The organism is Streptomyces sporangiiformans (assembly GCF_005768555.2).
GTDB lineage: Bacteria > Actinomycetota > Actinomycetes > Streptomycetales > Streptomycetaceae > Streptomyces > Streptomyces sporangiiformans.
In genome coordinates this window covers 14630-38939 of record NZ_VCHX02000350.1, presented here as the reverse complement: position 1 = coordinate 38939, position 24310 = coordinate 14630, and the positions used below count along the sequence as shown (strand labels likewise).

The 24310-nt window shown below is 70.9% G+C and carries 27 protein-coding genes; 21 read left to right on the top strand and 6 right to left on the bottom strand.

All coding sequences use genetic code 11. The annotated features are described in order from the left end of the window. The first annotated feature begins 116 nt into the window (after positions 1 to 116). Entirely contained in the window at positions 117 to 2231 is a 2115-nt protein-coding gene (locus tag FGD71_RS45940) for a SpoIIE family protein phosphatase (protein ID WP_119106574.1), read from the top strand. Positions 2232 to 2255: 24 nt separating this feature from the next. Here the strand turns inward: FGD71_RS45940 and FGD71_RS45935 are convergent, their stop codons facing one another. The 3 genes from FGD71_RS45935 to FGD71_RS45925 are packed head-to-tail and all read right to left on the bottom strand — an operon-like array spanning position 2256 to position 5450. Continuing rightward, positions 2256 to 3539, bottom strand: a complete 1284-nt coding sequence (locus FGD71_RS45935; RefSeq protein WP_119106573.1) for a sugar ABC transporter permease — start codon at positions 3537 to 3539, stop codon at positions 2256 to 2258. Next, positions 3533 to 4306: an ATP-binding cassette domain-containing protein gene (locus FGD71_RS45930; RefSeq protein ID WP_119106572.1), complete on the bottom strand. Its 774-nt coding sequence runs from the start codon at positions 4304 to 4306 to the stop codon at positions 3533 to 3535. The genes FGD71_RS45935 and FGD71_RS45930 overlap by 7 nt, the downstream gene beginning before the upstream one ends. A 52-nt stretch (positions 4307 to 4358) precedes the next feature. Then, complete coding sequence (locus tag FGD71_RS45925) at positions 4359 to 5450, bottom strand: sugar ABC transporter substrate-binding protein (protein WP_119106571.1); 1092 nt, start codon at positions 5448 to 5450, stop codon at positions 4359 to 4361. A gap of 370 nt (positions 5451 to 5820) precedes the next feature. Here FGD71_RS45925 and FGD71_RS45920 point away from each other — a divergent pair, with 370 nt between their 5' ends. Continuing rightward, the gene (locus tag FGD71_RS45920) at positions 5821 to 6324 is read left to right on the top strand and encodes a MaoC family dehydratase (RefSeq protein WP_119106570.1); all 504 of its coding nucleotides are present in this window, start codon (positions 5821 to 5823) and stop codon (positions 6322 to 6324) included. 67 nt (positions 6325 to 6391) lie between these two features. Then, positions 6392 to 7291, top strand: a complete 900-nt coding sequence (locus tag FGD71_RS45915) for a class I SAM-dependent methyltransferase (protein ID WP_119106569.1) — start codon at positions 6392 to 6394, stop codon at positions 7289 to 7291. 42 nt (positions 7292 to 7333) lie between these two features. Here the strand turns inward: FGD71_RS45915 and FGD71_RS45910 are convergent, their stop codons facing one another. Then, positions 7334 to 7945, bottom strand: a complete 612-nt coding sequence (locus FGD71_RS45910) for a TetR/AcrR family transcriptional regulator (RefSeq protein ID WP_162931414.1) — start codon at positions 7943 to 7945, stop codon at positions 7334 to 7336. 226 nt (positions 7946 to 8171) lie between these two features. On the opposite strand from FGD71_RS45910, the gene FGD71_RS45905 reads away from it, so the two are divergent. The 8 genes from FGD71_RS45905 (at position 8172) to FGD71_RS45870 (ending at position 17429) form a co-directional block, all read left to right on the top strand. After that, complete coding sequence (locus FGD71_RS45905) at positions 8172 to 8837, top strand: class II aldolase/adducin family protein (protein WP_119106567.1); 666 nt, start codon at positions 8172 to 8174, stop codon at positions 8835 to 8837. After that, a complete protein-coding gene (locus FGD71_RS45900; protein WP_119106566.1) occupies positions 8834 to 9784 on the top strand; it encodes a carbohydrate kinase family protein in 951 nt (316 codons plus the stop codon). The genes FGD71_RS45905 and FGD71_RS45900 overlap by 4 nt, the downstream gene beginning before the upstream one ends. A 6-nt stretch (positions 9785 to 9790) precedes the next feature. Continuing rightward, entirely contained in the window at positions 9791 to 11206 is a 1416-nt protein-coding gene (locus FGD71_RS45895) for a flavin monoamine oxidase family protein (RefSeq protein WP_119106565.1), read from the top strand. Position 11207: 1 nt separating this feature from the next. Next, complete coding sequence (locus tag FGD71_RS45890; RefSeq protein ID WP_119106564.1) at positions 11208 to 11720, top strand: SRPBCC family protein; 513 nt, start codon at positions 11208 to 11210, stop codon at positions 11718 to 11720. A 178-nt stretch (positions 11721 to 11898) separates the two neighbouring features. Then, positions 11899 to 13530, top strand: coding sequence for a PucR family transcriptional regulator (locus FGD71_RS45885; protein ID WP_240437090.1), 1632 nt, complete (start codon positions 11899 to 11901; stop codon positions 13528 to 13530). A gap of 403 nt (positions 13531 to 13933) precedes the next feature. Then, a complete protein-coding gene (locus FGD71_RS45880; protein ID WP_119106563.1) occupies positions 13934 to 15391 on the top strand; it encodes an amino acid permease in 1458 nt (485 codons plus the stop codon). 264 nt (positions 15392 to 15655) lie between these two features. Then, positions 15656 to 16885, top strand: a complete 1230-nt coding sequence (locus FGD71_RS45875; protein WP_119106562.1) for a PP2C family protein-serine/threonine phosphatase — start codon at positions 15656 to 15658, stop codon at positions 16883 to 16885. A 106-nt stretch (positions 16886 to 16991) separates the two neighbouring features. Continuing rightward, positions 16992 to 17429, top strand: a complete 438-nt coding sequence (locus tag FGD71_RS45870) for a pyridoxamine 5'-phosphate oxidase family protein (RefSeq protein WP_119106561.1) — start codon at positions 16992 to 16994, stop codon at positions 17427 to 17429. Here the strand turns inward: FGD71_RS45870 and FGD71_RS45865 are convergent, their stop codons facing one another. Then, positions 17430 to 18080 carry a Crp/Fnr family transcriptional regulator gene (locus FGD71_RS45865; RefSeq protein WP_240437089.1) on the bottom strand — a complete coding sequence of 217 codons (651 nt, stop codon included), beginning with the start codon at positions 18078 to 18080 and terminating at the stop codon, positions 17430 to 17432. It lies immediately after the preceding gene. A 68-nt stretch (positions 18081 to 18148) separates the two neighbouring features. Here FGD71_RS45865 and FGD71_RS45860 point away from each other — a divergent pair, with 68 nt between their 5' ends. From FGD71_RS45860 to FGD71_RS45815, 10 genes are all read left to right on the top strand, one after another. Continuing rightward, on the top strand, positions 18149 to 18433 hold the full coding sequence (locus tag FGD71_RS45860; protein WP_119106612.1) for a YciI family protein: 285 nt from the start codon (positions 18149 to 18151) through the stop codon (positions 18431 to 18433). A 93-nt stretch (positions 18434 to 18526) separates the two neighbouring features. Continuing rightward, a complete protein-coding gene (locus FGD71_RS45855) occupies positions 18527 to 18874 on the top strand; it encodes a gas vesicle protein GvpO (RefSeq protein ID WP_119106560.1) in 348 nt (115 codons plus the stop codon). 179 nt (positions 18875 to 19053) lie between these two features. Next, positions 19054 to 19428 carry a gas vesicle protein GvpJ gene (gene gvpJ / locus FGD71_RS45850; RefSeq protein WP_119106611.1) on the top strand — a complete coding sequence of 125 codons (375 nt, stop codon included), beginning with the start codon at positions 19054 to 19056 and terminating at the stop codon, positions 19426 to 19428. Further along, positions 19425 to 20252 carry a GvpL/GvpF family gas vesicle protein gene (locus FGD71_RS45845; RefSeq protein ID WP_119106559.1) on the top strand — a complete coding sequence of 276 codons (828 nt, stop codon included), beginning with the start codon at positions 19425 to 19427 and terminating at the stop codon, positions 20250 to 20252. The genes gvpJ (FGD71_RS45850) and FGD71_RS45845 overlap by 4 nt, the downstream gene beginning before the upstream one ends. Positions 20253 to 20255: 3 nt before the next feature. Beyond that, positions 20256 to 20507, top strand: coding sequence for a gas vesicle protein GvpG (locus tag FGD71_RS45840; protein WP_119106558.1), 252 nt, complete (start codon positions 20256 to 20258; stop codon positions 20505 to 20507). Further along, complete coding sequence (gene gvpJ / locus FGD71_RS45835; RefSeq protein ID WP_119106557.1) at positions 20504 to 20866, top strand: gas vesicle protein; 363 nt, start codon at positions 20504 to 20506, stop codon at positions 20864 to 20866. Before FGD71_RS45840 ends, gvpJ (FGD71_RS45835) begins: the two co-directional genes overlap by 4 nt. Next, positions 20863 to 21744 carry a GvpL/GvpF family gas vesicle protein gene (locus FGD71_RS45830; RefSeq protein ID WP_240437088.1) on the top strand — a complete coding sequence of 294 codons (882 nt, stop codon included), beginning with the start codon at positions 20863 to 20865 and terminating at the stop codon, positions 21742 to 21744. The genes gvpJ (FGD71_RS45835) and FGD71_RS45830 overlap by 4 nt, the downstream gene beginning before the upstream one ends. Then, complete coding sequence (locus tag FGD71_RS49835; RefSeq protein ID WP_119106556.1) at positions 21741 to 21986, top strand: gas vesicle protein; 246 nt, start codon at positions 21741 to 21743, stop codon at positions 21984 to 21986. The genes FGD71_RS45830 and FGD71_RS49835 overlap by 4 nt, the downstream gene beginning before the upstream one ends. Before the next feature lie 6 nt (positions 21987 to 21992). Then, positions 21993 to 22322, top strand: a complete 330-nt coding sequence (locus tag FGD71_RS45820; RefSeq protein ID WP_119106555.1) for a gas vesicle protein K — start codon at positions 21993 to 21995, stop codon at positions 22320 to 22322. Positions 22323 to 22365: 43 nt separating this feature from the next. After that, the gene (locus FGD71_RS45815) at positions 22366 to 22998 is read left to right on the top strand and encodes an HAD-IA family hydrolase (protein ID WP_119106609.1); all 633 of its coding nucleotides are present in this window, start codon (positions 22366 to 22368) and stop codon (positions 22996 to 22998) included. Here the strand turns inward: FGD71_RS45815 and FGD71_RS45810 are convergent. Then, positions 22995 to 24215 carry an acyltransferase family protein gene (locus FGD71_RS45810; protein ID WP_119106554.1) on the bottom strand — a complete coding sequence of 407 codons (1221 nt, stop codon included), beginning with the start codon at positions 24213 to 24215 and terminating at the stop codon, positions 22995 to 22997. The two genes, FGD71_RS45815 and FGD71_RS45810, sit on opposite strands and share 4 nt — an antisense overlap. Positions 24216 to 24310 lie beyond the last annotated feature (95 nt).

The window sequence follows — 24310 nt, the reverse complement described above, 5'->3', positions numbered from 1 at the left end:
GGTCCGAGAGACCATGGGAGGCGAGGCGCCTGCTGACGCGGACAGGCCGTGCTCCAGGTACAGGTCGGCGGAACCGCCCGCCCAGGCGCCGCCGGGCGGCGGAAGAAGTGCCTGCGATGAGCGAATCCAACAGGTCTCCGGCGGACATCGGCCGGGCGGACGTCCGCCCGCCGGAGGGCGAGCCACCGCGGCCGAGCGGGCTGATGGACCTCCTCGCCGTCTCGGCGGTCCTGCTGGACGCCCAAGGACGGATCGTCCTGTGGAGTCCGCAGGCCGAGAAGCTGTACGGCCATACCGCCGAGGAGGCGCTCGGCCAGTACGCCGCGCGGCTGCTCGTGCACGAAGAGCACTGGGACTGGGTGATCGAGAAGTTCACCGACGTCATGAAGACCGGTCAGAGCTGGGGCGGCTCGTTCCCCGTCCGGCGCAAGGACGGCACCACGCGGCTGGTGGAGTGGCGCAACATGCGGCTGCTGGACGACCGCGGCGACTTCTACGCCCTCGGGCTCGGCACCGACTCCCCCACGCTGCGCGAGGTGGAGCGGGACGTCGCCCTGTCCACGCGGCTGATCTCCCAGTCCCCCATCGGGATCGCGATCCTCGACACCGATCTGCGGTATGCGGCCGTCAACCCCGCCCTGGAGCGGATGCACGGCATCCCCGCGGAGGACCACCTCGGCCACTACTACCGCGAGATCATGAGCGCCCCGGAGTTCGAGGCGGCCGAGGTCGCGATGCGGCAGGTCCTCAAGACCGGGAACCCTCTGGTCGAGCAGACCACCATCGTCGCCCGCACCAGAGCCGACCCGGAGCACCAGCATGCCTGGTCGCTCTCGGTGTACCGGCTGGAGGACGCCCAGGGACAGGTGCTCGGGGTGGCCGAGCTGGTGGTGGACGTCACCGAGCGGCATCAGTCGACCCTGGAGGCCACCGAGACCCGACGGCGTCTGGCCCTGATCGCCGACGGCTCCGCCCGCATCGGCACCACCCTGGAGGTCGAACAGACAGCCCGGGAGCTGGCCGAGGTCACCATCGCCGACTTCTCCGACGTGGCGGTCGTCGACGTACTCGAGTCCGTCCTCGATGAGCACCGCCCCGCCGCCCGCAGCGGCCCCGCGTTCTTCCGCGCCCTCGCGGTGCGGGCCGCCTACCCCACCGAAGCCGTCCATGCCGCCGGTCCGCCGGGCCAGGTCGCCTCGTACGACGCCGACCGTCTGGCCACCCGCTGCGTGCGCACCGGCCGGCCCGTCCTGATCCGGCACGCCGACGGAAACGACCTGTCTCTCATCGCCCCCGACGAACGGTCCGCCACCCGCCTGGCCCGCGCCGGAGTGCACTCCTACCTGGCCGTTCCGCTCGCCGCCCGCGGCACGATCCTCGGCTTCGTGGGTCTCGCCCGCGCCCGCGATCCGCGGCCCTTCGACGAGGACGACCTCGCCATCGCCGTCGAGCTGGCCTCCCGCACCGCGGTGTGCATCGACAACGCCCGTACGCACCAGAGCATGCGCAACGCCGCCGTGACCCTGCAGCGCAGCCTGCTTCCGGAGCACCCGCCCCACCTTCCCGGCCTGCGGGTCGCTTCCCGGTACGAGCCGGCGCAGGCCGCCTACGAGGTCGGCGGCGACTGGTACGACGTCCTCCCGCTCGACCGGGACAGGACCGCGCTCGTCGTGGGCGACGTCATGGGCAGCGGCATCGACGCCGCCGCCGCCATGGGCCGCCTGCGCACCGCCACCGCCGCCTTCGCCGAACTCGACCTCGACCCCGCCCGGGTCCTCCAGCACCTCGACACGATCACCTCCAGGCTGGAGCAGTACATCGCCACCTGCGTCTACGCCGCCTACGATCCCCACCGCGCCGAGTGCCTCATCGCCAACGCCGGCCACCTGCCCCCGGTCCTCGTCCCCTACGGCAGGCACCCGCACCTGCTCGACCTGCCCACCGGCACCCCCCTCGGCGTCGGCGGCGTCCCCTTCGAAACCACCACCCTCAGCCTCGCGCCCGGCGACCAACTGGTCCTGTACACCGACGGACTCGTCGAAACCCGCGAGCACCCCATCGACGACCGCCTCGACACGCTCGTGCACCTGCTCGACGCAGCCGACTCCCCCCTGGAAGAAACCTGCGACCGGCTCCTGCACAACCTCCGCCACCCCGACGACCACGACGACGTCGCGCTGCTCATAGCCCGCGCACGGCCCTTCGCCCCCGATCCCGCACCCCACCGCTGATCACGACCGCTGATCACGGACTCGTCAGGCCCGGCCGTGTGCCTCCTGGGAGCGCCGCGACAGCGAGTCGATGACCACGGCGGCGAACAGCACCCCGCCGGTGATCATGAACTGGACGGCGATGGGGGTGTCCGTGATCGCCATACCCGAGGCGACCGACTCGATGACCAGGATGCCGAGCACCGCGGACCAGGTCCTCCCGCGTCCCCCGAACAGGCTGGTGCCTCCGATGACCGCTGCCGCGATGGCGTTCAGCAGCAGGACGCCCGAGCCCGAGGTCTGGCTCACCGAGGTGATCCGTGAGGCGAGGAACAGGCCGCCGATCGCGGCCATCGTGCCGGAGACCGCGAGTACCGCCGTCTGCACGCGCACCACCCTGAGGCTGGCACGGAGGGCCGCCTCGACTCCGCCGCCGAGTGCGTAGACCTGCCGCCCGTAGTGCGTGCGGCGCAGGACGACGTCCAGGCCGGCCACCAGGACGAGGAAGATCAGGAGAGCCAGCGGCAGTCCCTGGAACCGGTTGAGCACATACGCGGCGGCGAACGCGATCACCGCGAGCACTCCCGTGCGTACCCCGATCTCCAGGAGCGAGCGGTGCGGCATGCCGACAGCCCTGCGGCGGCGCCTGTCCCAGTAGGACGCGAGGAAGACCAGGCCCGCACCGACCGCCGCCAGACCGTAGGCGGCGGCGTCGTTGGAGAAGTAGTGGCTGGTGAGCTTGGCGACGAAGCCGTTCTCGTCGATGTTGATCGTGCCACTGGTACCGAGGATGTAGAGCATGAGGCCGTTCCAGGCCAGCAACCCCGCGAGCGTGACGACGAACGCGGGCACACGCGTCTTCGCGAAGGACGCGCCCTGGACAGTCCCCGCCGCGGTCCCCACGAGCACCCCGACCATGACGGCGAGCCACTCCGGCACGCCGTGATTTACGTTCAGCACGGCGAAGACAGCCGCCGCCAGACCGCTGATCGAGCCGACCGACAGGTCGATCTCGCCGATCAGCAGCACGAAAACGATACCGACCGCGATCAGGCCGGTACCGACGATGTCCACGCCGAGATTGGACAGGTTCCGTGGTGAGAGGAAGTTCTCGTTGAGGGTCTGGAAGACGATCCAGACCGCGAGCAGAACGAGGACGACCGGGAACGAGCCCAGTTCGCCGGCCCTCACCCTGTGCCGGAACGCGGCGGCCAAGGCCTCCACGGCACGGACGATGTCCCGCCCCCGGTGCGGCGGCCCGGACTCGGCGGTGGAGGGGGCGGAGTCGGCCCGAGTGCGGTCCGCCGGTTTACGTATCCCTTTCACCACGCTTCCTCCCGGGGGGCCATGCGACGGGGCACGTTCTCCGTGGCGCCGGTGATGGAGGAGATGATCTGTTCCTGGGACACGGTGTTCACATCGAAGAAGCCGTTGTTGCGACCGAGCCGCAGCACCGCCGCCCGGTCCGCGAGTGCTTTGACATCACCCATGTTGTGACTGATGAGCAGTACCCCGAGCCCTCGGTCGCGCAGCCGGTCGACGAGGTCCAGGACCAGGGTGGTCTGTTCGAAGCCCAGGGACGCGGTCGGTTCGTCCAGGAGGAGGATCCGCGGGTCGCCGAGGACCGAGCGGGCTATGGCGACCGTCTGCCGCTGACCGCTGGACAGGGAGACGACGGGGGCCCTCAGATCGGGGACGCCCGTCGTCAGGTGCTCCAGCAGGTCCCGGGTACGGCGCTCCATCTCCACCTCGTCGAGAAACCCGTAATTGCGGATCTCCCGTCCGAGGAACAGGTTGCCGACGATGTCGAGGTTCCCGCACAGTGCGAAGTCCTGGTAGACGGTGGCGATGCCGAGATCCCGGGCGTCGTGGGGGCGCCGGATCTGGACCGCCCGGCCCTCCCACTCGATGACACCCCGGTCCGCGGGGGCGACGCCGGAGATCACCTTCACCAGGGTGGACTTGCCGGCTCCGTTGTCACCCAGCAGCGCCACGACCTCGCCGGCACGGACCTCCAGTTCGACGTCCTTGAGGACCTGGACGACGCCGAAGCGCTTGCACACACCGCGCAGCGCCAGCAGGGGCGGAGTCGGCACGGAAAACCACCTCCTTCCCGGGTCCGGCTGTGGTGGGAAACCGGAAACCGGCCTATCCGGTGAGGCCGGCCCTGTCGCAGGCCGCCCTGAGTTGCGGGGTGCAGATCTGCTGGACCGTGTACACGCCGTCCTTCACCAAGGTGTCGTCGATGTTGCTGACCGTCACGGACACCGGGGTGAGCAGGACGGCCGGAACCAGCTTCCCGGTGCTGGCGCGCACCTGTCCCGTGGCGACGTTGTCGAGACTCTCACCGCGGGCCGCGGCCAGAGCCATGGCGGCGCCGGCGGAAGCCTCGGGGCCGAAGGGCTTGTAAACGGTCATGTACTGCTCGCCGCCGACGATGCGCCGCAGGGCTCCGAGTTCGGCGTCCTGGCCGGTGACAGGGGGCAGCGGGCTGACCTTGTTCGCCTTGAGGGCGGAGATACTGCCGGCGGCCAGGCCGTCGTTGGCGGCGTAGATGCCGTGGATGTTCTCGGCGCCCAGGGCCGAGAGCGAGCTGGACATGTTCATGTGGGCCGTCTCCGCCCTCCACGCAGGTGTGTCGTACAACTTGCCGATCTTCACCCGGTCCTGGAGTACGGACAGCGCGCCCTTCTTGAACGAGACCGCGTTGGGGTCGGTGGGGTCACCGTTCATCATGACGATCTGGCCGCCGTCCGCCCTCGGGCCCATGGCCTGGAGGAGTGCCATGCCCTGGAGCTCTCCGACCTCCTCACCGTCGAAGGAGACGTACCCCGAGATGGGGCCCTCGGCGAGCCGGTCGTAGGCGATCACCGGGATGCCGGCCTGGTCCGCCCTCGTGACCGCGGCGCCGAGCGACGCGGCGTCCACGGCCACGAGCACGATCGCGTCGACGCCCTTGATGATCATGGATTCCACCTGGTTCTGCTGGGTGGCCACATCGCCCTTGGCGTTGGCGTGCTCGATCGTGCAGTCGCCACAGAGCTCCTTGACCTCCTTCTCCAGCAGGGGCATGTCCTGCGTCTCCCAGCGAGCCGTGGTGTCGTCCGGCAACAGCATGCCGATCTGCGCGGCGCCCTCCGCGCCCCCGCCGCCCCCGCCGTCCTGTCCGCAGGCCGCGAGCGCGACGGCCGTCGACAGCGCGGCGACGGCCAGGGCAGCGTCCCGGATACAGGTCTTCATGGTGAAAGACCTCCTTCGTCCTTCTGCCGGGGCGAGGCGCGATCAGAGTCCCTCGTGGAGCGGTCCGGCTCCGCACCTGCTGGACGCACAGGGGGCACGGCCGGGCCGGACCTGGATCATGCGGACCTGGAACTTGCGAGCTGCGGGCCTCGGCGGACGGCGCGCGGACGGCCGTGAACCGACCCCGGCGATTGCGCATGACAACATCCGGCCTCCTCGTCGTGCCAGGCTCACTGGCAGGCAGACGGCCACGTCGTAAGTCTGTCACCGGCCACGGTGACCTGCGAACGCAGGCGGCACCCGGCCGCCGTACGCGGTGTTCTCGACGGCGTTGTGCGGCAGGACCGACGCGGCGGTTATCGTGCCGCTCATGACGAGCTCCGCCACCACCCCGCTGAGCGACGCGGATTTCGACACCCCCATCGAGCACCGGTACTTCGAGGACTACGTCCCGGGTTCGGTGTACGTCTACGGCAGCATCACGGTGAGCGAGGAGGACGTCCTCCGGTTCGCCGGGGACTTCGACCCGCAGAGCATCCACACCGACCCCGAGACCGCCGAGAACGGCCCTTTCGAGGGGCTGATCGCCAGCGGCTGGCACACCACGGCCCTCATGATGCGGATGTACGCCGACCACTACGTGAGCAAGGTCGCGAGCCTCGGCTCCCCCGGCGTCGACGAGCTGCGCTGGGTGCGGCCGGTCCGCCCGGGCGACAGCCTGTCGATCCGTACGACGGTGCGACAGGCCCGAGTCTCCCGCTCGAAGCCGGACCGCGGACTCGTCCACACCGGCATCGAGGTGCTCAACCAGCGCGGCGAGCCCGTGCTCACGATGACCGCGATGAACTTCCTGCTGCGTCGCCCTCAGCGGTAGTCGGGACTGGGCGAATCGGTGGGCAGTCCGCGTCCCACTCGCAGTGCGATGGCGGCACCATGAAGCCATGACGCATCCGACGGACCACCCGGACAGCCCGACCGGCACCACCACCCCGCACAGCGCGGACAAGCTGGTGAACTCCCAGCAGGCCACGGCCTGGAACGGCTACGAGGGCCGGCACTGGGCGGACCACCAGGACCGCTACGACGGCATCAACGACGGGGCCAACACCCCGCTCCTCGACGCGGCGGCCCTCGCGCCGAGCGACCGCGTCCTCGACATCGGCTGCGGCAACGGCCGCGTCACCCGCCTCGCCGCCGGTCGCGCCGCGTACGCCCTGGGCATCGACCTGTCGGCGCCCATGCTGGAACGGGCCCGGGCGAGCGCCACCGCCGAATCGCTCGGCAACGTGGACTTCGTACAGGCCGACGCGCAGGTGTACGGCTTCGCGGAAGCCGCGTTCGACGCCGCCGTCAGCCGCTTCGGCATCATGTTCTTCGCCGACCCCGTCGAGGGGTTCGGTAACATAGGACGGGCCCTGCGCCCCGGCGGGCGTCTCGCCTTCGTCTGCCCGCAGTCGTTCGACCGTATGGAACAGTCCACGGTCTTCGCGGCGATCTCGGAGCACGTACGGCTGCCCGATCTGTCCCAGTCCACCGGCCCGAGCCCCCTCGCCTTCGCCGACCCCGACCACACCCGTCGGGTCCTGGCCGACGCCGGCTTCGACGACGTGACCGTCGAGGACATCGAAGTGCCCCAGTACTGGGGCAAGGACGCCGAGGACGCCGCCGGATTCCTCTTCGGCCTCGGGCCGCTGCGCCACTGGCTGCGCGAGGCGGACGCCGACTCCCGCACGGAGGAGCGCGCCCATCAGGCCGCGGTGCACGCCTTCCGCCCGTATCAGGGCGACGGCGGCGTGCGGCTGATGGCCCGCTACTGGCTCGTCACCGCCGTCCGTCCGTGAGGGGGCGCGGACACCGCGGCAACATCGGACAGAGTTCCAGAGTCAACCCTTGGCGGAGTCCTGTGCGGCGAAGGTGCGGAGAAGCGTGCTGAGGGCCTCGCGGAGCATGCGGCGGTCCGCCTCACCCCGGGGCCAGGCCCGCCGGTGCAGGGCGAAGCCGTCGAGCATGGCGACCACCATCGGGGCGCGCCGTGTGGCGTGACTGATACCGAGGGCGCGCAGTGACGCCTCCGCGGCCCGCTCGATGCTGGCCATGATCTGGTGGGCCGTGGCCTGCAGTTGGGGCCGGCGGGCGCATTCCAGGTAGATCTCGAACTGCGCCGTCAACTCGCTCTGCGGCGTGCTGAGCAGCTGCTCCAGGAACGGTTCGATCGACTCCTCCGGCCCCAGAGCGGCTTCGTCGATCTTCCTGAGCGCTTCCTCGACGCGTGCCGAGATGCGGTCGGCGACGACCTGGAGGGCCGCGGCGATCAGGTCGTCGAGGGAGGAGAAGAAATAGCTGGTGGTCGACAGCGGCATACCCGCCCGGGCCGCGATCGACCGATGCGTCGCCTTGCCCACGCCGCCCTCGGCGATGACCTCGATGGCCGCTTCCAGGAGAGCGGTGCGACGCGCTTGACCGCTCGCTCGGTGCGTCGCGGGGCGAATGGGCATGGGCAAAACCCTATCGCGGAGTTGTCGCGGAGTCTGGACATGCGTCCGCACTTGCTGAACACTCTGGACGCGTGTCCGAACATGCTCATAGTCGGATGTGCTGAAGAGGAGCGCGCCCGATCCTCGCCCCGTGTGTTCCGCATGTGTTCCGCCCGACATCAACAGCAGGGAGCGCGATCATGGCCCACGCCGTCCTCGTCCGGTCGGCTGCCGCGGCGGTCCCGGTATGAGCGGCCACCAGGACGTCCGGGAACAGATCGCGGATGCCTGCCGACGGCTGGCGGCCCGCGGACTGGTCATCGAGGGGGCCGGAAACGTCAGCGTACGCGTGGGTGACGAAGTCGTGGTCACCGCCACCGAGGCCCGGTTCGCGGAGATGACCGCCGAACAGGTCGTCGTCGTCGATCTCGACGGCAAGGCGGTCCTCGGCGATCTCGAACCGACCTCGGAGCTGGCCCTGCACCTCGGTGTCTACCGACGCTTCGGCGCCGCGGCCGTCGTGCACACCCACGCTCCGATGGCCACGGCGGTCGGCCTCGTCGTGGACGAACTGCCGTGCGTGCACTACTACATGCTGAAGCTCGGCGGTGCCGTGCGCGTCGCACCGTACGCCACATGGGGCACACCCGAGCTGGCCGACCATGTGCTCACCGCCCTGGACGGCAAGTCGGCCGCGCTGATGGCCAACCACGGTGCGGTCACCCACGCGGGCTCCCTCGAAGCGGCGGTCGAGCGGAGTCTCCTGCTCGAGTGGGCGTGCGAGCTCTACTGGCACGCGGCGTCGATGGGCACTCCGCGGGCTCTCGACGAGAAACAGCAGCAGGCCGTCATCGAGGCGGCGCTGGCACGCATGAACCGCAAGCCCACCGGAACACCCGAGGAGAAGTCATGACCGCGGCCCCCGACATGACCGTGATCGCGCTGGGTGCGCATGTCCTGGACACCCTCGTGAGTCCGGTCGAGCAGATTCCCGAAGGCCAGGGCGGACAGCTCGTCGACCAGATCAAGGTGACGGCGGCCGGCCCCGCCGGCGGCACCGCGCTCGTCCTCGCCAAGCTCGGCGCCACCGTGCGCAGCGCGGGCGCCGTCGGCACCGACACGATCGGCGACCAGCTGCTCGCGCTGCTCGCCCGCGACGGTGTGGACACCTCGCTGCTGCTGCGCCGCGACGGAATGCAGACCTCGGCCAGCGTCGTACCTGTCCGGCCGGACGGATCGCATCCCACCTTCCACGTGATCGGGGCCAACGGCGGCTACGGGCCGGACGACGCGCCGTGGGACGCCATCACCGCGGCCACGCACCTGCATCTCGGGGCGCCGGAGCTCATGGGCGGTGAAGCGGCGGCGAAGGTCCTGTCGTTCGCACGCGACCACGGGGTGACCACCTCCGTCGACTGCATCGTCCCCGGCGAGGCCGCGTGGCTCGACTGGATCGCGGCCTGCCTGCCGTACGTGGACTATCTGCTGCCCAACGACGAGCAGGTCCTCGGCTGGACCGGCACCACCGACCTGGTGACGGGCTGCCGCGCACTGCTCGACCGCGGTGCCGGATGCGTCGTCGCCACCGCCGGTGCGGCCGGCGCCGTGATCGTCACGGCCGACGGTGAGCACACCGTTCCCGCGTTCGCCGTCGATGTCGTCGACACCACCGGGTGCGGAGACTCGTTCTCCGCCGGCTTCCTGCGCGGGCTCTCGCTGGGACACGACGCGCCCGAGGCGGCCGTACTCGGCTGTGCGACGGCCGCCCAGGTGGCCGGCGGGCTCGGCACCGACCACGGCGACTTCGACCTCGCCGCCGTACAGGCCTTCGCCGCCGGCGCACCGACCATCGACAGGTGATGCGGGATGCCGTCCTCTGCCTCCACTGCGTCCTCCCCGGCCTCCCCGGCCTCTGCCCGGAACACCGATGTCGTGGTGATCGGCGCGGGGCTCGCGGGGCTGACCGCCGCCCGCCGGCTCGTCGCCGCCGGACACAGTGTCACGGTCCTCGAAGCACGTGACCGCGTCGGCGGGCGCACCCTCAACCACGACCTCGGCGACGGACAGGTCGTCGAGGCGGGCGGCCAGTTCGTGGGTCCGACCCAGAATCATGTGCTCGCCCTCGCCGACGAACTCGGCATCGACACGTTTCCCGCGTACGACGAGGGCGCGGCGGTGTACGTACACGGCGGACGCGGCACGCGGTACACCGGCGACATCCCACCGGACCTGCTCGCGCTCCCGGACATCGGCGTCACGATGGCCCGGATCGCCCGCCTCACCCGGCAGGTTCCGCTGCACGCGCCCTGGGAGGCCCGGCACGCACGCCGCCTGGACGCGCTCACCCTCGACAGCTGGATCCGCCGCACCACCCTGGGCACGGGCGGACTGGACCTGATGAACGCCTTCCTCGGCTCCGCGTACGGCGCGACCGCCGCGGACGCCTCGCTGCTGTTCAGCCTCCACTACATCGCCGGCATGGGCTCCGAAGGCGTGCCGGGCACGCTGGAACGCGGCATCGGAACGAAGGACGGCGCACAGGAACGCCGGTTCGTCGGAGGCTCGCAGCGACTGTCGACCACCATGGCCGAGCAGCTCGACGGGCGCGTGGTCCTCGGCTCGCCCGTCCGCGCCGTCGAACAGGACGGCCGCGGCGTGACGGTGCGCACCGACAGCGGCGCCTGGACATGCCGCCGGGTCGTCGTCGCCGTACCGCCCGCGCTGGCCGCCCGGATCCACTGGTCCCCGCTGCTTCCGCCCGAGCAGGACGCGCTCTTCAGCCGGCTCACCTTCGGCCGGCTGATGAAGTGCGAGGCCGTCTACGACGAGCCGTTCTGGCGCGGCGACGGGCTGTCCGGCCAGGGCGTCTTCCGGGCCGGCTCGTCGGTGTGCTCGATGTTCGACAACTCGCCGCCCAGCGGCAAACCGGGTGTCCTGATGGGCTTCCTCGGCGGCCGCCAGTGGCGTGCCTGGGCGCACCGTCCCGCCCACGAACGACGCGGCGCGGTGCTGCGCGCCTTCGCCCAGGTCGTGGGGCGCGGCGCGCTGCGGCCCGCCGACTACTTCGAGCAGGACTGGACCACCGAGGGGTGGACCCGGGGCGGGCCCACCGCGATCGCCGCCCCCGGTGTGCTCACCGACCTGGGCGCGTGGCGGGACAGGCCGTTCGGCCGCGTCCACTGGGCCGGGGCCGAGCACGCCGACTACTGGAACGGCTACATGGACGGGGCTGTCCGCTCCGGCAGGGACACCGCACGCGCCGTCATCGAACAGGAGAGCTGACATGGCCGCCGTCACCGAAGTGACCGAACGCGCCGTACTCGCCGTGCCCCTCCGTCGCGTCTGGGAGGTCACCTCCGCGACCGACCGCTACGCGGAGTGGGTGCACGGCGTCCTGGAAGTCACCGCGCACCACGGCACCGCCGAAGTGGGCAGGACGTACTCCGAATGCAACCGGACCGTCGGCCCGCTGACCACCCGCTCCACGTGGACCGTTCGCGAGATCGACCCCCTGCGACGACGGGTCGACAGCGGAACGGGCTTCGAGCCCATGCACGGCATGACCAACATCTTCGAGTTCCGCCGCCTCACCTTCGACGACGGCACCGAGGGCACCGAGATGACATACAGCGTCCGCTACCGGCCCGGCCTCGGCATAGTCGGCCGCACCATCGACAAACTCCAGCAGCCCGGCCTGCGCAAGGCCTTCCAGACGTCGATGCGCAATTTGGAGGACCTCATCGTGGCGGAGGGCGACGTCGCGGCGGACGACGACAGCGGGGCGACGACGCCGTAGCGGCGCGGGCGCGCCCTTCAGGGGCGCGGTGAACTGCGCGACCAGCCACAACGTAGCCGCGCGGTGACCTCGCCCTTCCCCGGCGGAGCCCCGCCCCTCCCACGCCCCGGCGTGGCCCCCGGTGCCCGGGCGGATAGCATCGGGCTTTCGGCGTGGTTCCGAGCAAGAGGCGACGATCATGGATCCCGGCGCGGTCTCTCCGCCCACCGCGAGCATCAGCCTGCGTCAGCTGCTGATGGCGCTGGGTGACTCGCTGGTGGAGGTGCAGGCCGCTCCCGCCGGACTCGACGTCGAGATCCGCGGCATCACCCTGCTCGACCCCGAGGACCCGCCGTCCGCCCATCCTGGCGAGCTGGTTCTCGTCATCGGTGCCCGTGGCCGCGCCGCCTTTCCCGCGCTGCGGGCCGCCGGGCGCGATCAGGCCGCCGCCGTCGTGGTCAAACTGGACGGTCCGGGCCCGGCCGCGGCCGTCAGCGAGACCGCCGCCGAGGCCGGAGTCGCCCTGCTCTCCCTGCGCAGTGAAGCACGCTGGGAACAGGTGATCGCGTTGGCCCGTGCCGCCCTCGACGACGCGCCGCCGGGCCATCCCGGCGAAGGGGCCGAGGAGGGCGACCTGTTCTCGCTCGCGCAGACCACCGCCATCCTCACCAGCGGCATCGTCAGCATCGAGGACGCGGCCCACCGGGTGCTGGCCTACTCCCGCTCCACCGACTCCGACGAGATCGACGACCTGCGGCGGCGCTCCATCCTCGGCTGGCAGGGACCGGAGGCGTACCTGGCGAAGCTGCGCGAGTGGGGCGTGTTCCAGCACCTGCACTCCAGCGACGAGGTGATCGGGATCGACAGCCACCCCGAGCTGGGGATCCGCCGCCGGCTCGCGGTGGCCATCCGGTCCGGTGACCGGCAACTGGGCACCATCTGGGTGCAGGAGGGTTCGACACCGCTGTCCGAACGCTCGGACCAGGCACTGCTGGGCGCCGCCCGGGTCGCCGCGCACCATCTGGTACGCCGCCGCCGGGAGCTCTCGGAGGACCTGACGCTCACCCGGACGCTGCTGGCCGGGCTGCTGGAGGGGAGCACCGGGCCACAGCCGCTGGCCACCCACCTGGGATTCGACGTGTCCCGCCCGGCCGCCGTCCTGGGCTTCTCGTACGGGACCTTGGAGGCGGTCACCGCACCGGAGCTGACCCACACCGAGGTCACGAACCTCGTCTCCGTGCACATCGCCGCCCGGCACCGCAGCGCGCTGGTCACTCAGGTCGATCCCCGTATCTACGTGCTGCTGCCCCAGCTGCCCCGCAGCATCGACACCGACACCCTGCGCGGCTGGGCCCAGGAGATCACCGAGGCCGCACACCGCCATCTGGGACTGCCGCTGCGCGGCTCGGTCGGCTGCCTGGTGCCCGGGCTCGGCACCGCACCCGAGTCACGTCGCGAGGCCGACCGGATCCTCGACGCCATGGTGAGCGCCGGCGTGTCCACCGCGGTCGCCGCGCTGCCGGACATCCAGGCGGAGGTGCTGGTCAGCGAAATGCTGACGCTGCTCTCCGACCACGCCGAGATACGGGATCCCCGACTGACCGCCCTGGTGGCGCACGACAGCCGGCACCAGGGACAGCTGGCCGAGTCCCTGCTGGCCTACCTGAATTCCTTCGGTGACGTACGGGCGGCCGCAGCCCAGCTGCATGTGCACCCCAACACGCTGCGCTACCGCATTCGCCGGGCCGAGGAGCTGACCGGTCTCGATCTGAGCCGTCCGGACCAGCGTCTGCTCGCCATGCTCCAGCTGCGGCTGCCACCCGCCACCTGACCCGGACCCCGTACGACGACGCCCTTCCGCATTGGCCGATCGAACAGCCATCGAGGACTAGTTTGTCGTCCTCCACAAACACCTCGGCCCCTGGCCCTCCATAAGCTTGCGCAAATCCATTTCCGCAGGTGATGCGGTCCGCCTCCCACGAGGAGACGGAGTGAGGCGCGGACGTGCTGTGACGACCATGTCACCAGCGCGGCATCCGGATACCGCGCCCCCGTGCCGTGAACGCTTTCGGAAATCGTCAGGACCATGACCGCCCCGCCCCGCCCTGCGTAAGTCCGGCCTGCTCGTCCCCGCCATCGAAGCGATCCGGCGATCCGACTGGTCCGGCTGATCGGTCGGATCTCGGGCAGCCACTCCCCACCATGGCCCTCCCAACCACTCAATGGATGTCCACATGACTACACGTCCCCCTGAGTCACTGGCCCCCGACACTGCATCGCCAACAGGTGGTCAGTCCCCGGAGCAGGCAGGTCTTCAGGCCGGCCTCAAGAATCGCCATCTGTCCATGATCGCCATCGGCGGGGTCATCGGAGCCGGTCTCTTCGTCGGCTCCGCCTCCGGTATCGCCGCCGCCGGGCCCGGCATCCTGCTGTCGTACGCGCTGGTCGGCGCCCTGGTCGTCTTCGTGATGCGGATGCTCGGCGAGATGGCCGCGGCCAACCCGACCTCCGGCTCCTTCTCCGCCTACGCGGACCGGGCGCTGGGCCGCTGGGCCGGGTTCTCGATCGGCTGGCTGTACTGGTTCTTCTGGGTCGTCGTGCTCGCCGTGGAGGCGACGGCGGGTGCCGTGATCCTGGAAGGGTGGGTTCCTGCCGTACCGCAGTGGGCCTGGGCGCTGATCGTGATGGTGGTCCTCACCGCCACGAACCTGATCTCCGTCGGTTCCTTCGGCGAGTTCGAGTTCTGGTTCGCCGGCATCAAGGTCGTCGCCATCGCGGGCTTCATCCTCATCGGCGGCCTGGCGATCTTCGGTGTGCTGCCCGGCGCCGAGGGCGCCGCGACAGGCTTCGGCAACCTCACCGAGCACGGCGGCTTCCTGCCGAACGGGCCCGGCGCGATCCTCACCGGCATCCTGCTGGTCGTGTTCTCCTTCATGGGCAGCGAGATCGTCACCCTCGCCGCCGGTGAGTCCGCGGACGCGGAGCGGGCGGTCGCCAAGGCGACCCGGAGCGTCATCTGGCGGGTCGGCGTCTTCTACGTCGGCTCGATCCTCGTCGTGGTCTCCCTGCTGCCGTGGAACGACCCCGCGATCGAGAAGAAGGGCTCGTACGTCGCGGCCCTCGACACGATCGGCATCCCTCACGCCGGCGAGATCATGAACTTCATCGTGCTGACCGCCGTACTGTCCTGTCTCAACTCCGGCCTCTACACCGCCTCCCGGATGGCCTTCTCCCTCGGTCAGCGCGGCGACGCCCCGCAGTCCTTCACACGGACGAACACCGGGGGTGTCCCGCAGACCGCGATCCTGGCCTCCGTGGCCTTCGGCTTCGTGGCGGTCGGCTTCAACTACCTGTGGCCGGACACGGTCTTCCAGTTCCTGCTGAACTCCTCGGGCGCGGTCGCGCTCTTCGTGTGGCTGGTCATCTGCTTCTCGCAACTGAAGATGCGAGGGATCATCCTGCGCGAGAGCCCGGAGAAGCTGGTCGTCCGGATGTGGCTGTTCCCGTACCTGACGTGGGCGACGATCGCGATGATCTCGTTCGTGCTCGTCTACATGCTCACCGACGACAGCGAGGGCGGCGGACGGATCCAGGTACTGCTCTCGGTGCTCGTCGCCGCGCTGGTGGTCGCGATCTCGCTGGTCCGCGAGCGGGCCCGCCGGAACACCCCGGAGACGACCGCGTCCCGATAACCACCGCGCACTCCCGCACGACCTCCCCGACAGGCCCCAACGGGCCCCGACAGGCCACCCCCCACGGCCCCGGCTCCCCGCCTCCCCCACGGCGGGGAGCCGCGCCGGTTCCGGGCACGGGACCATTCCCAGAAGCGCGGGTCGTCCCCGAACCGGCCGCCCGGCCGACCGCCCGGTCGGCGGAGCACTGCCCCGGCCCCATGGCGCGATCCCTCGTATCGTGGAACCACACCCGATGACGGTCGGCGCCGAGGCAGGCAGCACATGAGGGAACCGCAGATCGACTACAAGGCGGTCTTCCGGGCCCTGCCGGGCATGGTGGCGCTGCTGACTCCCGACCTGGTGTACGCCGATGCCAACGAGGACTTCCTGCGCCTGGCCGGCCGCACCCGCGCGCAGCTGCTGGGCCGCTACATCTTCGACGTCTTCCCCGAGAACCCGAACGACCCCGCCGCGGCCGGCATGAGCGACGTCCGGGCGTCGATGCTGCGCGTGGTGGCCACCGGCGAGCGCGACACCATGGCGCTGCAGCGCTACGACGTCCAGGATCCCGAGCGGCAGAACCAGTGGGTCGAACGCTACTGGAGCCCGGTCAACGCACCCGTTCTCGGCCCCGACGGGCGCGTGGTGCTGATCTTGCACCGGGTGGAGGAGGTCACCGAACTCCTCCGTGCCCGGGGCAGGCCAGGGAGCAGCCAGGCCCGCGTGCTGGAAGCCGAGCTCTACACCCGCGCCCGTGAACTGCAGGAGCTCAACGAAAGTCTGCGGCAGGCGCACGCCCGCGACCGTGAGGTCGCCCTTGCCCTGCAGGCGGCCATGCTGCCTGTCGCGAACCCGGACATCGGACACAACGGAGCGGCCGTACGCTACCGGCCCGCCGCCGGCTCCCTGAACGTGTGCGGCGACTGGTACGACATGATCGACCTGCCCGGCGACCGCATCGCGGTCGCCGTCGGCGACGTCGTCGGACACGGCCTCTCGGCCGCATGCGTCATGGGACAGCTGCGCAGCGCACTCAGCGCGGCGGCCCGCGTCGCCGAGGGCCCGGCCCAGGCCCTGGATGTCCTCGGCCTGTACGCCCGCTCGGTGGAGGGCGCCGAGTCGACCACCGTGGTGAAGTCCTTCATCGACTGGGACCGCCACACCATCACCTACAGCAGTGCCGGCCACCCTCCGCCCGCCCTGCTGCACGCCGACGGCACCGTGGTCTTCCTCAACCAGGCCACCGACCCACCGCTGGGCGCCCGCCCAAAGCACATCCCCCGCCCTCAGGCCCAGGTGTCCTTCACCGAGGGCGCCACCCTGGTCCTGTACACCGACGGCCTGATCGAGCGCCGCGACGAGGACATCGACACCGGCCTGGCCCGCCTGGCCGGCACCCTGACCCGCCATCGGCAGGACGACCCGGAGTCCCTGGCCGACACCCTGCTGGGCGACCTGCTCCCCGCCAGCGGCGACACGGACGACACCGCCTTGGTCGTCATCCGTCTCTGACCGGCTTCTCGGCGGCGGCCGCCCGCGGCCCGGGGTGGACCGAGCGGCCCCGATGAGGGTCTTTCGGCCCTTGGCCGCCGGGCACAGCCTGCCGGACGCTGGCCGTATGCAGGAGAACGACGGCTTTCGCCCGCTCGATCGACAGGAGTGCCTGCGCCTTCTGACGAAGGTGCCGGTCGGCCGTGTCGTGTACACCCGGCAGGCGCTGCCCACGGTGCTCCCGGTCAACTTCTCGCTGGACACGGACTCTTCCGTGCTGCTGTGCACGTCGGCGGCGTCGGACCTCGTCCGCGCGATCGACGGTGCCGTGGTGGCCTTCGAGGTGGACGAGTTCGACGCCGTCGATCGGTCGGGCTGGAGTGTCATCGTCACGGGCAGGGCAACCGTGGTGACCGACCCCGCCGAACACGCCCGGCTGACGCGGACCGGCCCCCGCCCCTGGGCGGCCACGCACGACGGGATCTTCGTACGCATCGAACCCGAGATACTCACGGGGCGACAACTTGCCGGCGGGCGCACCCTGTACGGAGTGGACGCCTCCTGATCAGCCGTGTGCGCGCAGTTCCAGCAGTTCCGGGGCGAGGATGACGACGGTGCCGCGCTCGACCTCGATCAGGACATCGCGACGCAGCCGGGCCAGGGCACGGTTCACGGTTACTCGCGTGACCCCGAGCAGATCGGCGAGAGCTTGCTGGCTGCCGGGCAGGGGCACTCGGCGGCTTCGCGTGTCCGCGGCGCGGTCCAGCAGCCAGGCCGCCAGTCGCGCTTCGGCCGGCAGCGTCGCTGTCGCCGTCAGCCTCTCCTGCTGTCGACGAGCGTGCCCGGCGAGCACCCGCAGCACGTGGGCCCGTACCGATGACACGTCGTCGACCAGAGCCAGGAAGTGGTCGCGCGGCAGGGTCCGTACCCCGCACGGAGTGAGCGCGGTGAGGGTGGCGGTGTGTCCGCCGCCGTCGATCACGGCGATCTTGTCCAGCGCGCAGGGCGCCGCCCATTCCCCGAAACGCAAGCCGCGCCCCGTTCCTGTCACCGTGCCGGCGGCCACTCGACCACGCAGCAGCAGGATGAGGTGAGCCGCGGGATCGCCCACGTTGCGCAGCACCTGCCCGGCCGGGACCGTACGAGGTGAGGAGACTGCCCACAGGTGGCGCAGGGAGGTGTCAGGGAGCGAAGCCAGCAACGGTATCCCGCTCAACGAGCGCCACCGTGGGGGTGTATCGGGCGATACAGACCTGGTCACCCCGCGACAGTACCGTCAGCCGCATGCTGATCCTCGAACTCGCCTTCACCAGCTCTCCGGAACGCCTCGCCGCACGCCCCGCCCACCGTCAGCGGCTGGCGCGTCTGCAGGCTGACGGCCACCTCGTGGCCGCGGGGCCGTGGGCGGACGACAGTGGCGCCGTGCTGATCTTCGATGTGGACCGCCCGCGACTGGACGCGATCATGGACGCCGATCCGTACTACGGCACTTCGGGCGTCCGGGTGGCAGGCGTGCGGGAGTGGACCCCCGTCATCGGCCTCGACGCGCGTGGGCACCGGCACCGGTAACAAGAGGTTCGGTTCAGAAGGAAATGGCCCTGCGCTCAGGATCTTTGGCCAATCCGCTCCCCACACGGGCGGCGGACTTGGCACGGTAGGAGCATGACAAGCACCGACCAGGATGCCCCGGACACTCCGGACGGCTCCAACACCCCCCGCACAGCAGGTAATTCGGCGAGCCCTTCCGGCCGCGTGACCGCGCCCCAGGCCATGCGTGGCGCGGCGTCCCAGCTCGGCGAACTGCTCGGCACCGCCCCGGAGTCCGTCTCCGCGCTCCGGCCGGCGCCGGACGGCTGGACGGCCGATGTGGAGGTGGTGGAGCTGGAACGGGTCCCCGACACCATGACCGTCATGGCGACCTACCGGGTCAGCCTGGACGCCCAGGGCCAACTCCTCGGCTACGAGCGGGCGCGCCGCTATGCGCGCGGCCAACTCGACCGTGGGCGTTGACAGTTCAGTAAGGCGCTGTTTTCGGTCTTCGCCGTGAACACCTCAGGCGCCGCCCCCGTACGTACAAGTGGCACGGCACCCGGCCGGGTGCCGTACCGACGTGTATGCCGGGGCAATCGGGCCGCCTGGTGTCACGCCGAGAACGGAGCACAGCGAAGGGAACCGAAAACGTGACCGTCATGACGCAGACAGGCGGGGTACAACCCGCCGCCACCTCCAGCGGTTCGGGGACCGCCGGCCTCTACGACATCCTCGAACTCATCCTGGACCGCGGGCTCGTCATCGACGTGTTCGTTCGTGTCTCGCTGGTCGGTATCGAGATCCTCAAGATCGACATACGGATCGTCATCGCCAGCGTGGACACGTATCTCCGCTTCGCCGAGGCCTGCAACCGCCTCGACCTGGAGTCGGGCCGCAAGGCACCGGCCAGGCTCACCGACCTCGTCGGCGACATGGTCGAGAGCGGCGCCCGGGGCAAGACCGGCGGCGCGATCAGCGGCGCCATCGACGCGATCAGCGATGTCTTCGACCGCGACGACAAGGAGGAGCGGTGAGCAGCGCTCCGACGAGCGACTCCGCGGCGGAGACGACCCCGGGGCAGGCACCGGGGACGACACAGGAGCCGGCACCGGAGCCAGTACCGGATCCGGCACCTCAAGCGCCCCGGTACGTCTACGCCGTCACCGGCTCCGACCACCCCCTGCGGCTCGACGGCCTGCGGACCGTCGGCGGCGACGCGGGCGGCTCCCTGAGCACGGTGGTCCACGGCGGTCTCGCCGCCGTCGTCAGCCCCGCTCCCCCGGACCTTCGCCCCAAACGCCGTGACCTCGCCGCCCACCAGGAGCTGCAGGAACGGCTGATGGCCGACGGGGCGGTCCTCCCCATGCGGTTCGGTCTGCTCGCTCCTGACGACGCGGCCGTCGAAAGGGCCCTGGAGGAGAAGGGCGAGGAGTTCTCCCGCAAGCTCGTCGAACTGCACGGCACCACCGAGTTCAACCTCAAGGCCGCACGCTCTCAGGAAGACCTGCTGCGCGAGGTGCTCACCGAGTCCGACGAGGCCCGCCGCCTCAACGAGCGCACCCGTGGCGGCAGCGGCACCTACGAGGACCGTGTCGCCCTCGGCGAGCTGGTGGCCCGGCAGGTCGACGCCCGGCAGCGGCTGCTGGCCGAGCAGGTCGTCCAGCAGCTGTCCGGTCTGGCCCGGGCCCGGGTCCAGGCGGCCCCGGCGAAGGACGACTTCCTCAACGTCTCGTTCCTCGTCTCACGCTCCCGCGCCCACGAGTTCACCGAAGCGGGAGAGCGGCTGGCGCGCGACTACGGCGAGGGGTACGAATTCCGGCTGCGCGGGCCCCTGCCCCCATACAGCTTCGCCGCCTGACCCATGGGCCTGCTGACCGGCATCCTCACCTTCCCGCTCGCGCCCCTGCGCACCACCCTCTGGGCCGCCGAGCAAGTACTGAACGCCGCCGAAGCGGAGTACTACGACCCGGCGCCGGTCAGGCAGGCCCTCGTCGAACTGGAACGCGCCCTGCTGGACGGACGTATCGACGAGGACGAGTACGACCGCCGCGAGGACGAACTGCTGGACCGACTCGACGAAATCACCACGCGGAGACGAGCCCCCCGACCATGACACAACCGGTAGCAGGCGGACTCGGCGCAGCGCCCCGTTTTCCGTCCCCGTACGACCAGGCGCCCGGCGGGCAGGGCGCCTCCCTCGCCGACATCCTCGAACGGGTCCTCGACAAGGGTGTGGTGATCGCGGGCGACATCCGGATCAACCTGCTCGACATCGAGTTGCTCACCATCAAGCTGCGGCTCGTCGTCGCCTCCGTCGACAAGGCGAAGGAGATGGGCATCGACTGGTGGGAGTCCGATCCCTCCCTCTCCTCCCGTGCCGAACGCCCGGACCGGTCTCTCACCGAGGAGAACGAACGCCTGCGCGCGGAGATCGCCGCGCTGCGGGCTGCCGACAGGAGCGAGGCCCCGTGACCGACACGACTGACACGACCGACGCAACTCATGCAATTGACGCGGTCAACACGACCGGCAGGACCGGCTCGACCGGCACGGACATCGTGTACGCCTATGCGATCCTGCGCCGTACGTCGGAGGCGGCCGAGGCGGTGGCCGGCCTGCGCGGCGTCGCCGGAGAGCCGATACGCCTGCTGGAGTCCTCGGAGCTGGCCGCGGCCGTCGGCCCCGTCCCGGCCGCGGACTTCGACGAGGGTCCCCTCAAAGCCCATCTGGAGGATCTGGGCTGGCTGGAATCCACGGCCCGCGCCCATCACGCCGTCGTCGCGGCCCTCGCCGGGCTCGGCGCCACCGTCCTGCCGCTGCGCCTGGCCACCGTCTATCTCGACGACGACCGAGTCCGGCAGACGCTCGACGCCCGCCGCGACGACTTCCTGCCCCTGCTCGACCGTCTGACGGGCCATGTGGAGCTCGGCGTCAAGGTCTACGCCGCCCCGGACGCCGCGTCACCCGATCCCCGCCCCGACCCGGACCCGGCCGCAGTCCCGGCCGCGGACCTGAACCCCGGCCGTGCCTACCTCGCGGGACGGCGCCGGATGCGCCGCACCGCAGAGGACGCCTGGCAGGCGGCCGGCCGGGCCGCCGCCCGCCTCACCGAGACGGCCGGCCGCCTCGCCGTCGACCACGTCGCCCACCGCCCCCAGCGCGGTGACCTCGCCGGGCGGGCTCCCGGCACCAACGTCAGCAACGACACCTACCTCGTCCCCGCCGACCGCGTCGACGAGTTCCGCACCGGCGTCCTGGCGGCCGCCGAGGGCCTGCCCGGCGTCCACGTGGAAGTGACGGGCCCCTGGGCCCCGTACTCCTTCGCCCTCCCCGCGGAGCCGGCCCGGTGACCGTCACCCCGCACGCCGACCGTCCGGTCGCCCTCATCGACCTCCTCGACCGTCTTCTCCAGGGCGGCGTCGTCCTCACCGGCGATCTCGTCCTGTCCATCGCCGACGTCGACCTCGTCCGCATCGACCTCCGCGCCGTCATAGCCCCCGTCGCTGCCGCCGCCGTGGACGCCGTGGACGCCGTGGACGCTGTCGGCAGCGTCGGAATCATCGGCACAGTCCACCCCGCCCCGCTTCTGTGAGGCCCCATGCCCCCGCCCCAGCCCGCACCCTCACCACGGCCGGACAGTCGCGCCGCCCACCGTCTGTCCACCGACCCGGACACCGTCGAGCGTGACCTGATCAAACTCGTCCTGACCGTCGTCGAACTACTGCGCCAGCTCATGGAACGCCAGGCCCTTCACCGCGTCGACAAGGAGGACCTCACGGAGGATCAGGAGGAACGCATCGGCCTGACGCTGATGCTCCTCCACGACCGCATGGAAGAACTCTGCACCCGCTACGACCTGCGCATGGAAGACCTCAACCTGGACCTGGGACCGTTGGGCACCCTGCTGCCCCAGGCGAACGGGAGTTGACCGCTACACCTGCGACGCGGCGAGCCGCCATGGAGTGATGAACATGTCTCTTCCTCACTACGACGCCGTGCTCTGCGACATCGACGGAGTGCTCCGGCACTGGCCCGCCGCCGACGCGATCGAACGGGCCCACGGTCTGCCCGCCGGAGCCCTCGCCGCCGCGGCCTTCGCACCGGCCCGCCTGCACCCCGCCATCACCGGCGAGGTCACGGACGAGGAATGGCGGGACGCGGTCGTGACCGACCTCGCCGATGCCTGCGGATCGAAGGAGCGAGCCCGGGACGTGGTCACGGCCTGGTCCGAACTCGTTCCCGTGGTCGACCAAGAAGTGGTGGCTCTCCTGCGACAGGTACGCGACGTCGCGTCCGTGGCTCTCGTCTCCAACGCGACCACCCGGCTGGAGCGGGACCTCGCCCGCCAAGGGCTGGGCAGTATTGCCGACACCGTCGTGAACACCGCGCGCATCGGCGTCGCCAAACCCGATCCGCGGGTCTACCGCATCGCCGCCGAACGCCTCGGCGTCGCGATGGACCGCTGCCTGTTCATCGACGACACAGCGCCCAACGTCGTGGCAGCCCACGCCGTGGGGATGGCCGCCCTGCACTACCGCCAGAGCGAAGACCTGCGCCGCGTACTCGCACCACTCCTCGGCACGCCGACCCCGGACGGGGCCTAGCCCCGCATCCCGAAGAGAACCCGGGTCACGCGGGTGTGACGCACCAGGAACTCGTAGGCGGCCAGGGTGAGGGCCAGAGAGACGGTCACGATGACGGCGTACTCGACGGGGATCGGGGCGCTCCAGCCGACGACGAAGTACGCGACGGCGACGACGACGGGCTGGTGCAGGAGGTAGATCGGAAGTGCCGCGGCGGCCAGGTAGGCGTACGCGTGGGCGCGGCGGCGGGTGCCGGAGGGGTGCGGCTCCGGTGGCTGGGTGGTGGCCCGGGTCGCGCGGCGGCGGTCGAGGTGGCCGAGGATGGCGACGACCAGGCACCAGCCGGCCGCCCCGAAGAGCGCACGGATCGCGATGCTCAGGGCGGTCATCTCGGTGAAGGGCTCGTCCGCGACGGCGAAGCCCGGCCCGGAGAGGGCGAACAGGCCGGCCCCGAGCCAGCCGGCCGGCACCGCGGCGCGGCGCATGGCGGTGCGGAATCGGTCGTCGGCGGCGAGGGCGCAGCCGGCGGCGAAGAACACCAGATAGGCCCAGCGGTGCCAGCCGGCGTAGTTCTCCTCCATACCGGCGAACGCGCAGAGCAGGGCGAGCGGGATCGCGGGCAGGAGGATCGCCGGGCGGACGCGGAGGCTCTCCCGCGCCAGCCGGTCGGCGACGGGCCGGACCCGGTCGGCGGGAAGCACACGGAGCAGGGGCGCCAGCATGAGGGAGAAGGCGAGCAGCAGGAGGACGAACCACAGGTGGCCGGTCTCGAAGTACTCGCCCTGGACGAGGAAGGGGAACTCGTCGAGTTCGACGTGCACGTCGTAGAAGCGGGGCAGGAAGGCGAGGTAGGACTCGTCGTGGCCGCGGCCCTCGGAACGGTGACGGAGCCACTGCGGCAGGGGGTTCAGGACGAGCGTGGTGAAGAGCAGCGGCACGCCCAGGCGTAACAGGCGCTCCCTCACGAAGCCTGCCGCGCCGCGGCGGCGCAGCGAGTACCAGGAGCCCAGGCCGGCGATGAGGAACAGCGCGGGCATCGCCCAGACGACCGCGAACCCGGCGGCGATCAGGATGACTTCCGTGGTCTCGGAGTTCTTGACGTAGTAGTCGTCGTCCGTCGCGAAGACGAGCGACGAGTGGAAGAAGATCAGCCCGAGCACCACGAGCAGACGGATGGCATCGAGCTCAGGCCGCCGCTCCGGCAGTGCCTGCCGTACTGGTTCGGTGCGACGCGCCATGGCCAGTGCTCCTCCCCCGCAGCGGTCCGCGTCACCAGTGTTGGGGGGCGGGCGTGGTGAACACCATCCCTCTGCGGGCCGCGCGACGGCGTCAC

Excerpts from the sequence above, each read along its gene's own strand:
- gvpJ (WP_119106557.1), top strand. The coding sequence starts at position 20,504 with ATGACACAACCGGTAGCAGGCGGACTCGGCGCAGCGCCCCGTTTTCCG.
- FGD71_RS45820 (WP_119106555.1), top strand. The coding sequence starts at position 21,993 with ATGCCCCCGCCCCAGCCCGCACCCTCACCACGGCCGGACAGTCGCGCC.
- FGD71_RS45925 (WP_119106571.1), bottom strand. The coding sequence starts at position 5,450 with ATGAAGACCTGTATCCGGGACGCTGCCCTGGCCGTCGCCGCGCTGTCG.
- FGD71_RS45900 (WP_119106566.1), top strand. The coding sequence starts at position 8,834 with ATGACCGCGGCCCCCGACATGACCGTGATCGCGCTGGGTGCGCATGTC.
- FGD71_RS45810 (WP_119106554.1), bottom strand. The coding sequence starts at position 24,215 with ATGGCGCGTCGCACCGAACCAGTACGGCAGGCACTGCCGGAGCGGCGG.
- FGD71_RS45895 (WP_119106565.1), top strand. The coding sequence starts at position 9,791 with ATGCCGTCCTCTGCCTCCACTGCGTCCTCCCCGGCCTCCCCGGCCTCT.
- FGD71_RS45940 (WP_119106574.1), top strand. The coding sequence starts at position 117 with ATGAGCGAATCCAACAGGTCTCCGGCGGACATCGGCCGGGCGGACGTC.
- FGD71_RS45815 (WP_119106609.1), top strand. The coding sequence starts at position 22,366 with ATGTCTCTTCCTCACTACGACGCCGTGCTCTGCGACATCGACGGAGTG.
- FGD71_RS45885 (WP_240437090.1), top strand. The coding sequence starts at position 11,899 with ATGGATCCCGGCGCGGTCTCTCCGCCCACCGCGAGCATCAGCCTGCGT.
- FGD71_RS45880 (WP_119106563.1), top strand. The coding sequence starts at position 13,934 with ATGACTACACGTCCCCCTGAGTCACTGGCCCCCGACACTGCATCGCCA.
- FGD71_RS45890 (WP_119106564.1), top strand. The coding sequence starts at position 11,208 with ATGGCCGCCGTCACCGAAGTGACCGAACGCGCCGTACTCGCCGTGCCC.
- FGD71_RS45875 (WP_119106562.1), top strand. The coding sequence starts at position 15,656 with ATGAGGGAACCGCAGATCGACTACAAGGCGGTCTTCCGGGCCCTGCCG.
- FGD71_RS45920 (WP_119106570.1), top strand. The coding sequence starts at position 5,821 with ATGACGAGCTCCGCCACCACCCCGCTGAGCGACGCGGATTTCGACACC.
- FGD71_RS45840 (WP_119106558.1), top strand. The coding sequence starts at position 20,256 with ATGGGCCTGCTGACCGGCATCCTCACCTTCCCGCTCGCGCCCCTGCGC.
- FGD71_RS45860 (WP_119106612.1), top strand. The coding sequence starts at position 18,149 with ATGCTGATCCTCGAACTCGCCTTCACCAGCTCTCCGGAACGCCTCGCC.
- FGD71_RS45870 (WP_119106561.1), top strand. The coding sequence starts at position 16,992 with ATGCAGGAGAACGACGGCTTTCGCCCGCTCGATCGACAGGAGTGCCTG.
- gvpJ (WP_119106611.1), top strand. The coding sequence starts at position 19,054 with ATGACGCAGACAGGCGGGGTACAACCCGCCGCCACCTCCAGCGGTTCG.
- FGD71_RS45855 (WP_119106560.1), top strand. The coding sequence starts at position 18,527 with ATGACAAGCACCGACCAGGATGCCCCGGACACTCCGGACGGCTCCAAC.
- FGD71_RS45905 (WP_119106567.1), top strand. The coding sequence starts at position 8,172 with ATGAGCGGCCACCAGGACGTCCGGGAACAGATCGCGGATGCCTGCCGA.
- FGD71_RS45910 (WP_162931414.1), bottom strand. The coding sequence starts at position 7,945 with ATGCCCATTCGCCCCGCGACGCACCGAGCGAGCGGTCAAGCGCGTCGC.
- FGD71_RS45915 (WP_119106569.1), top strand. The coding sequence starts at position 6,392 with ATGACGCATCCGACGGACCACCCGGACAGCCCGACCGGCACCACCACC.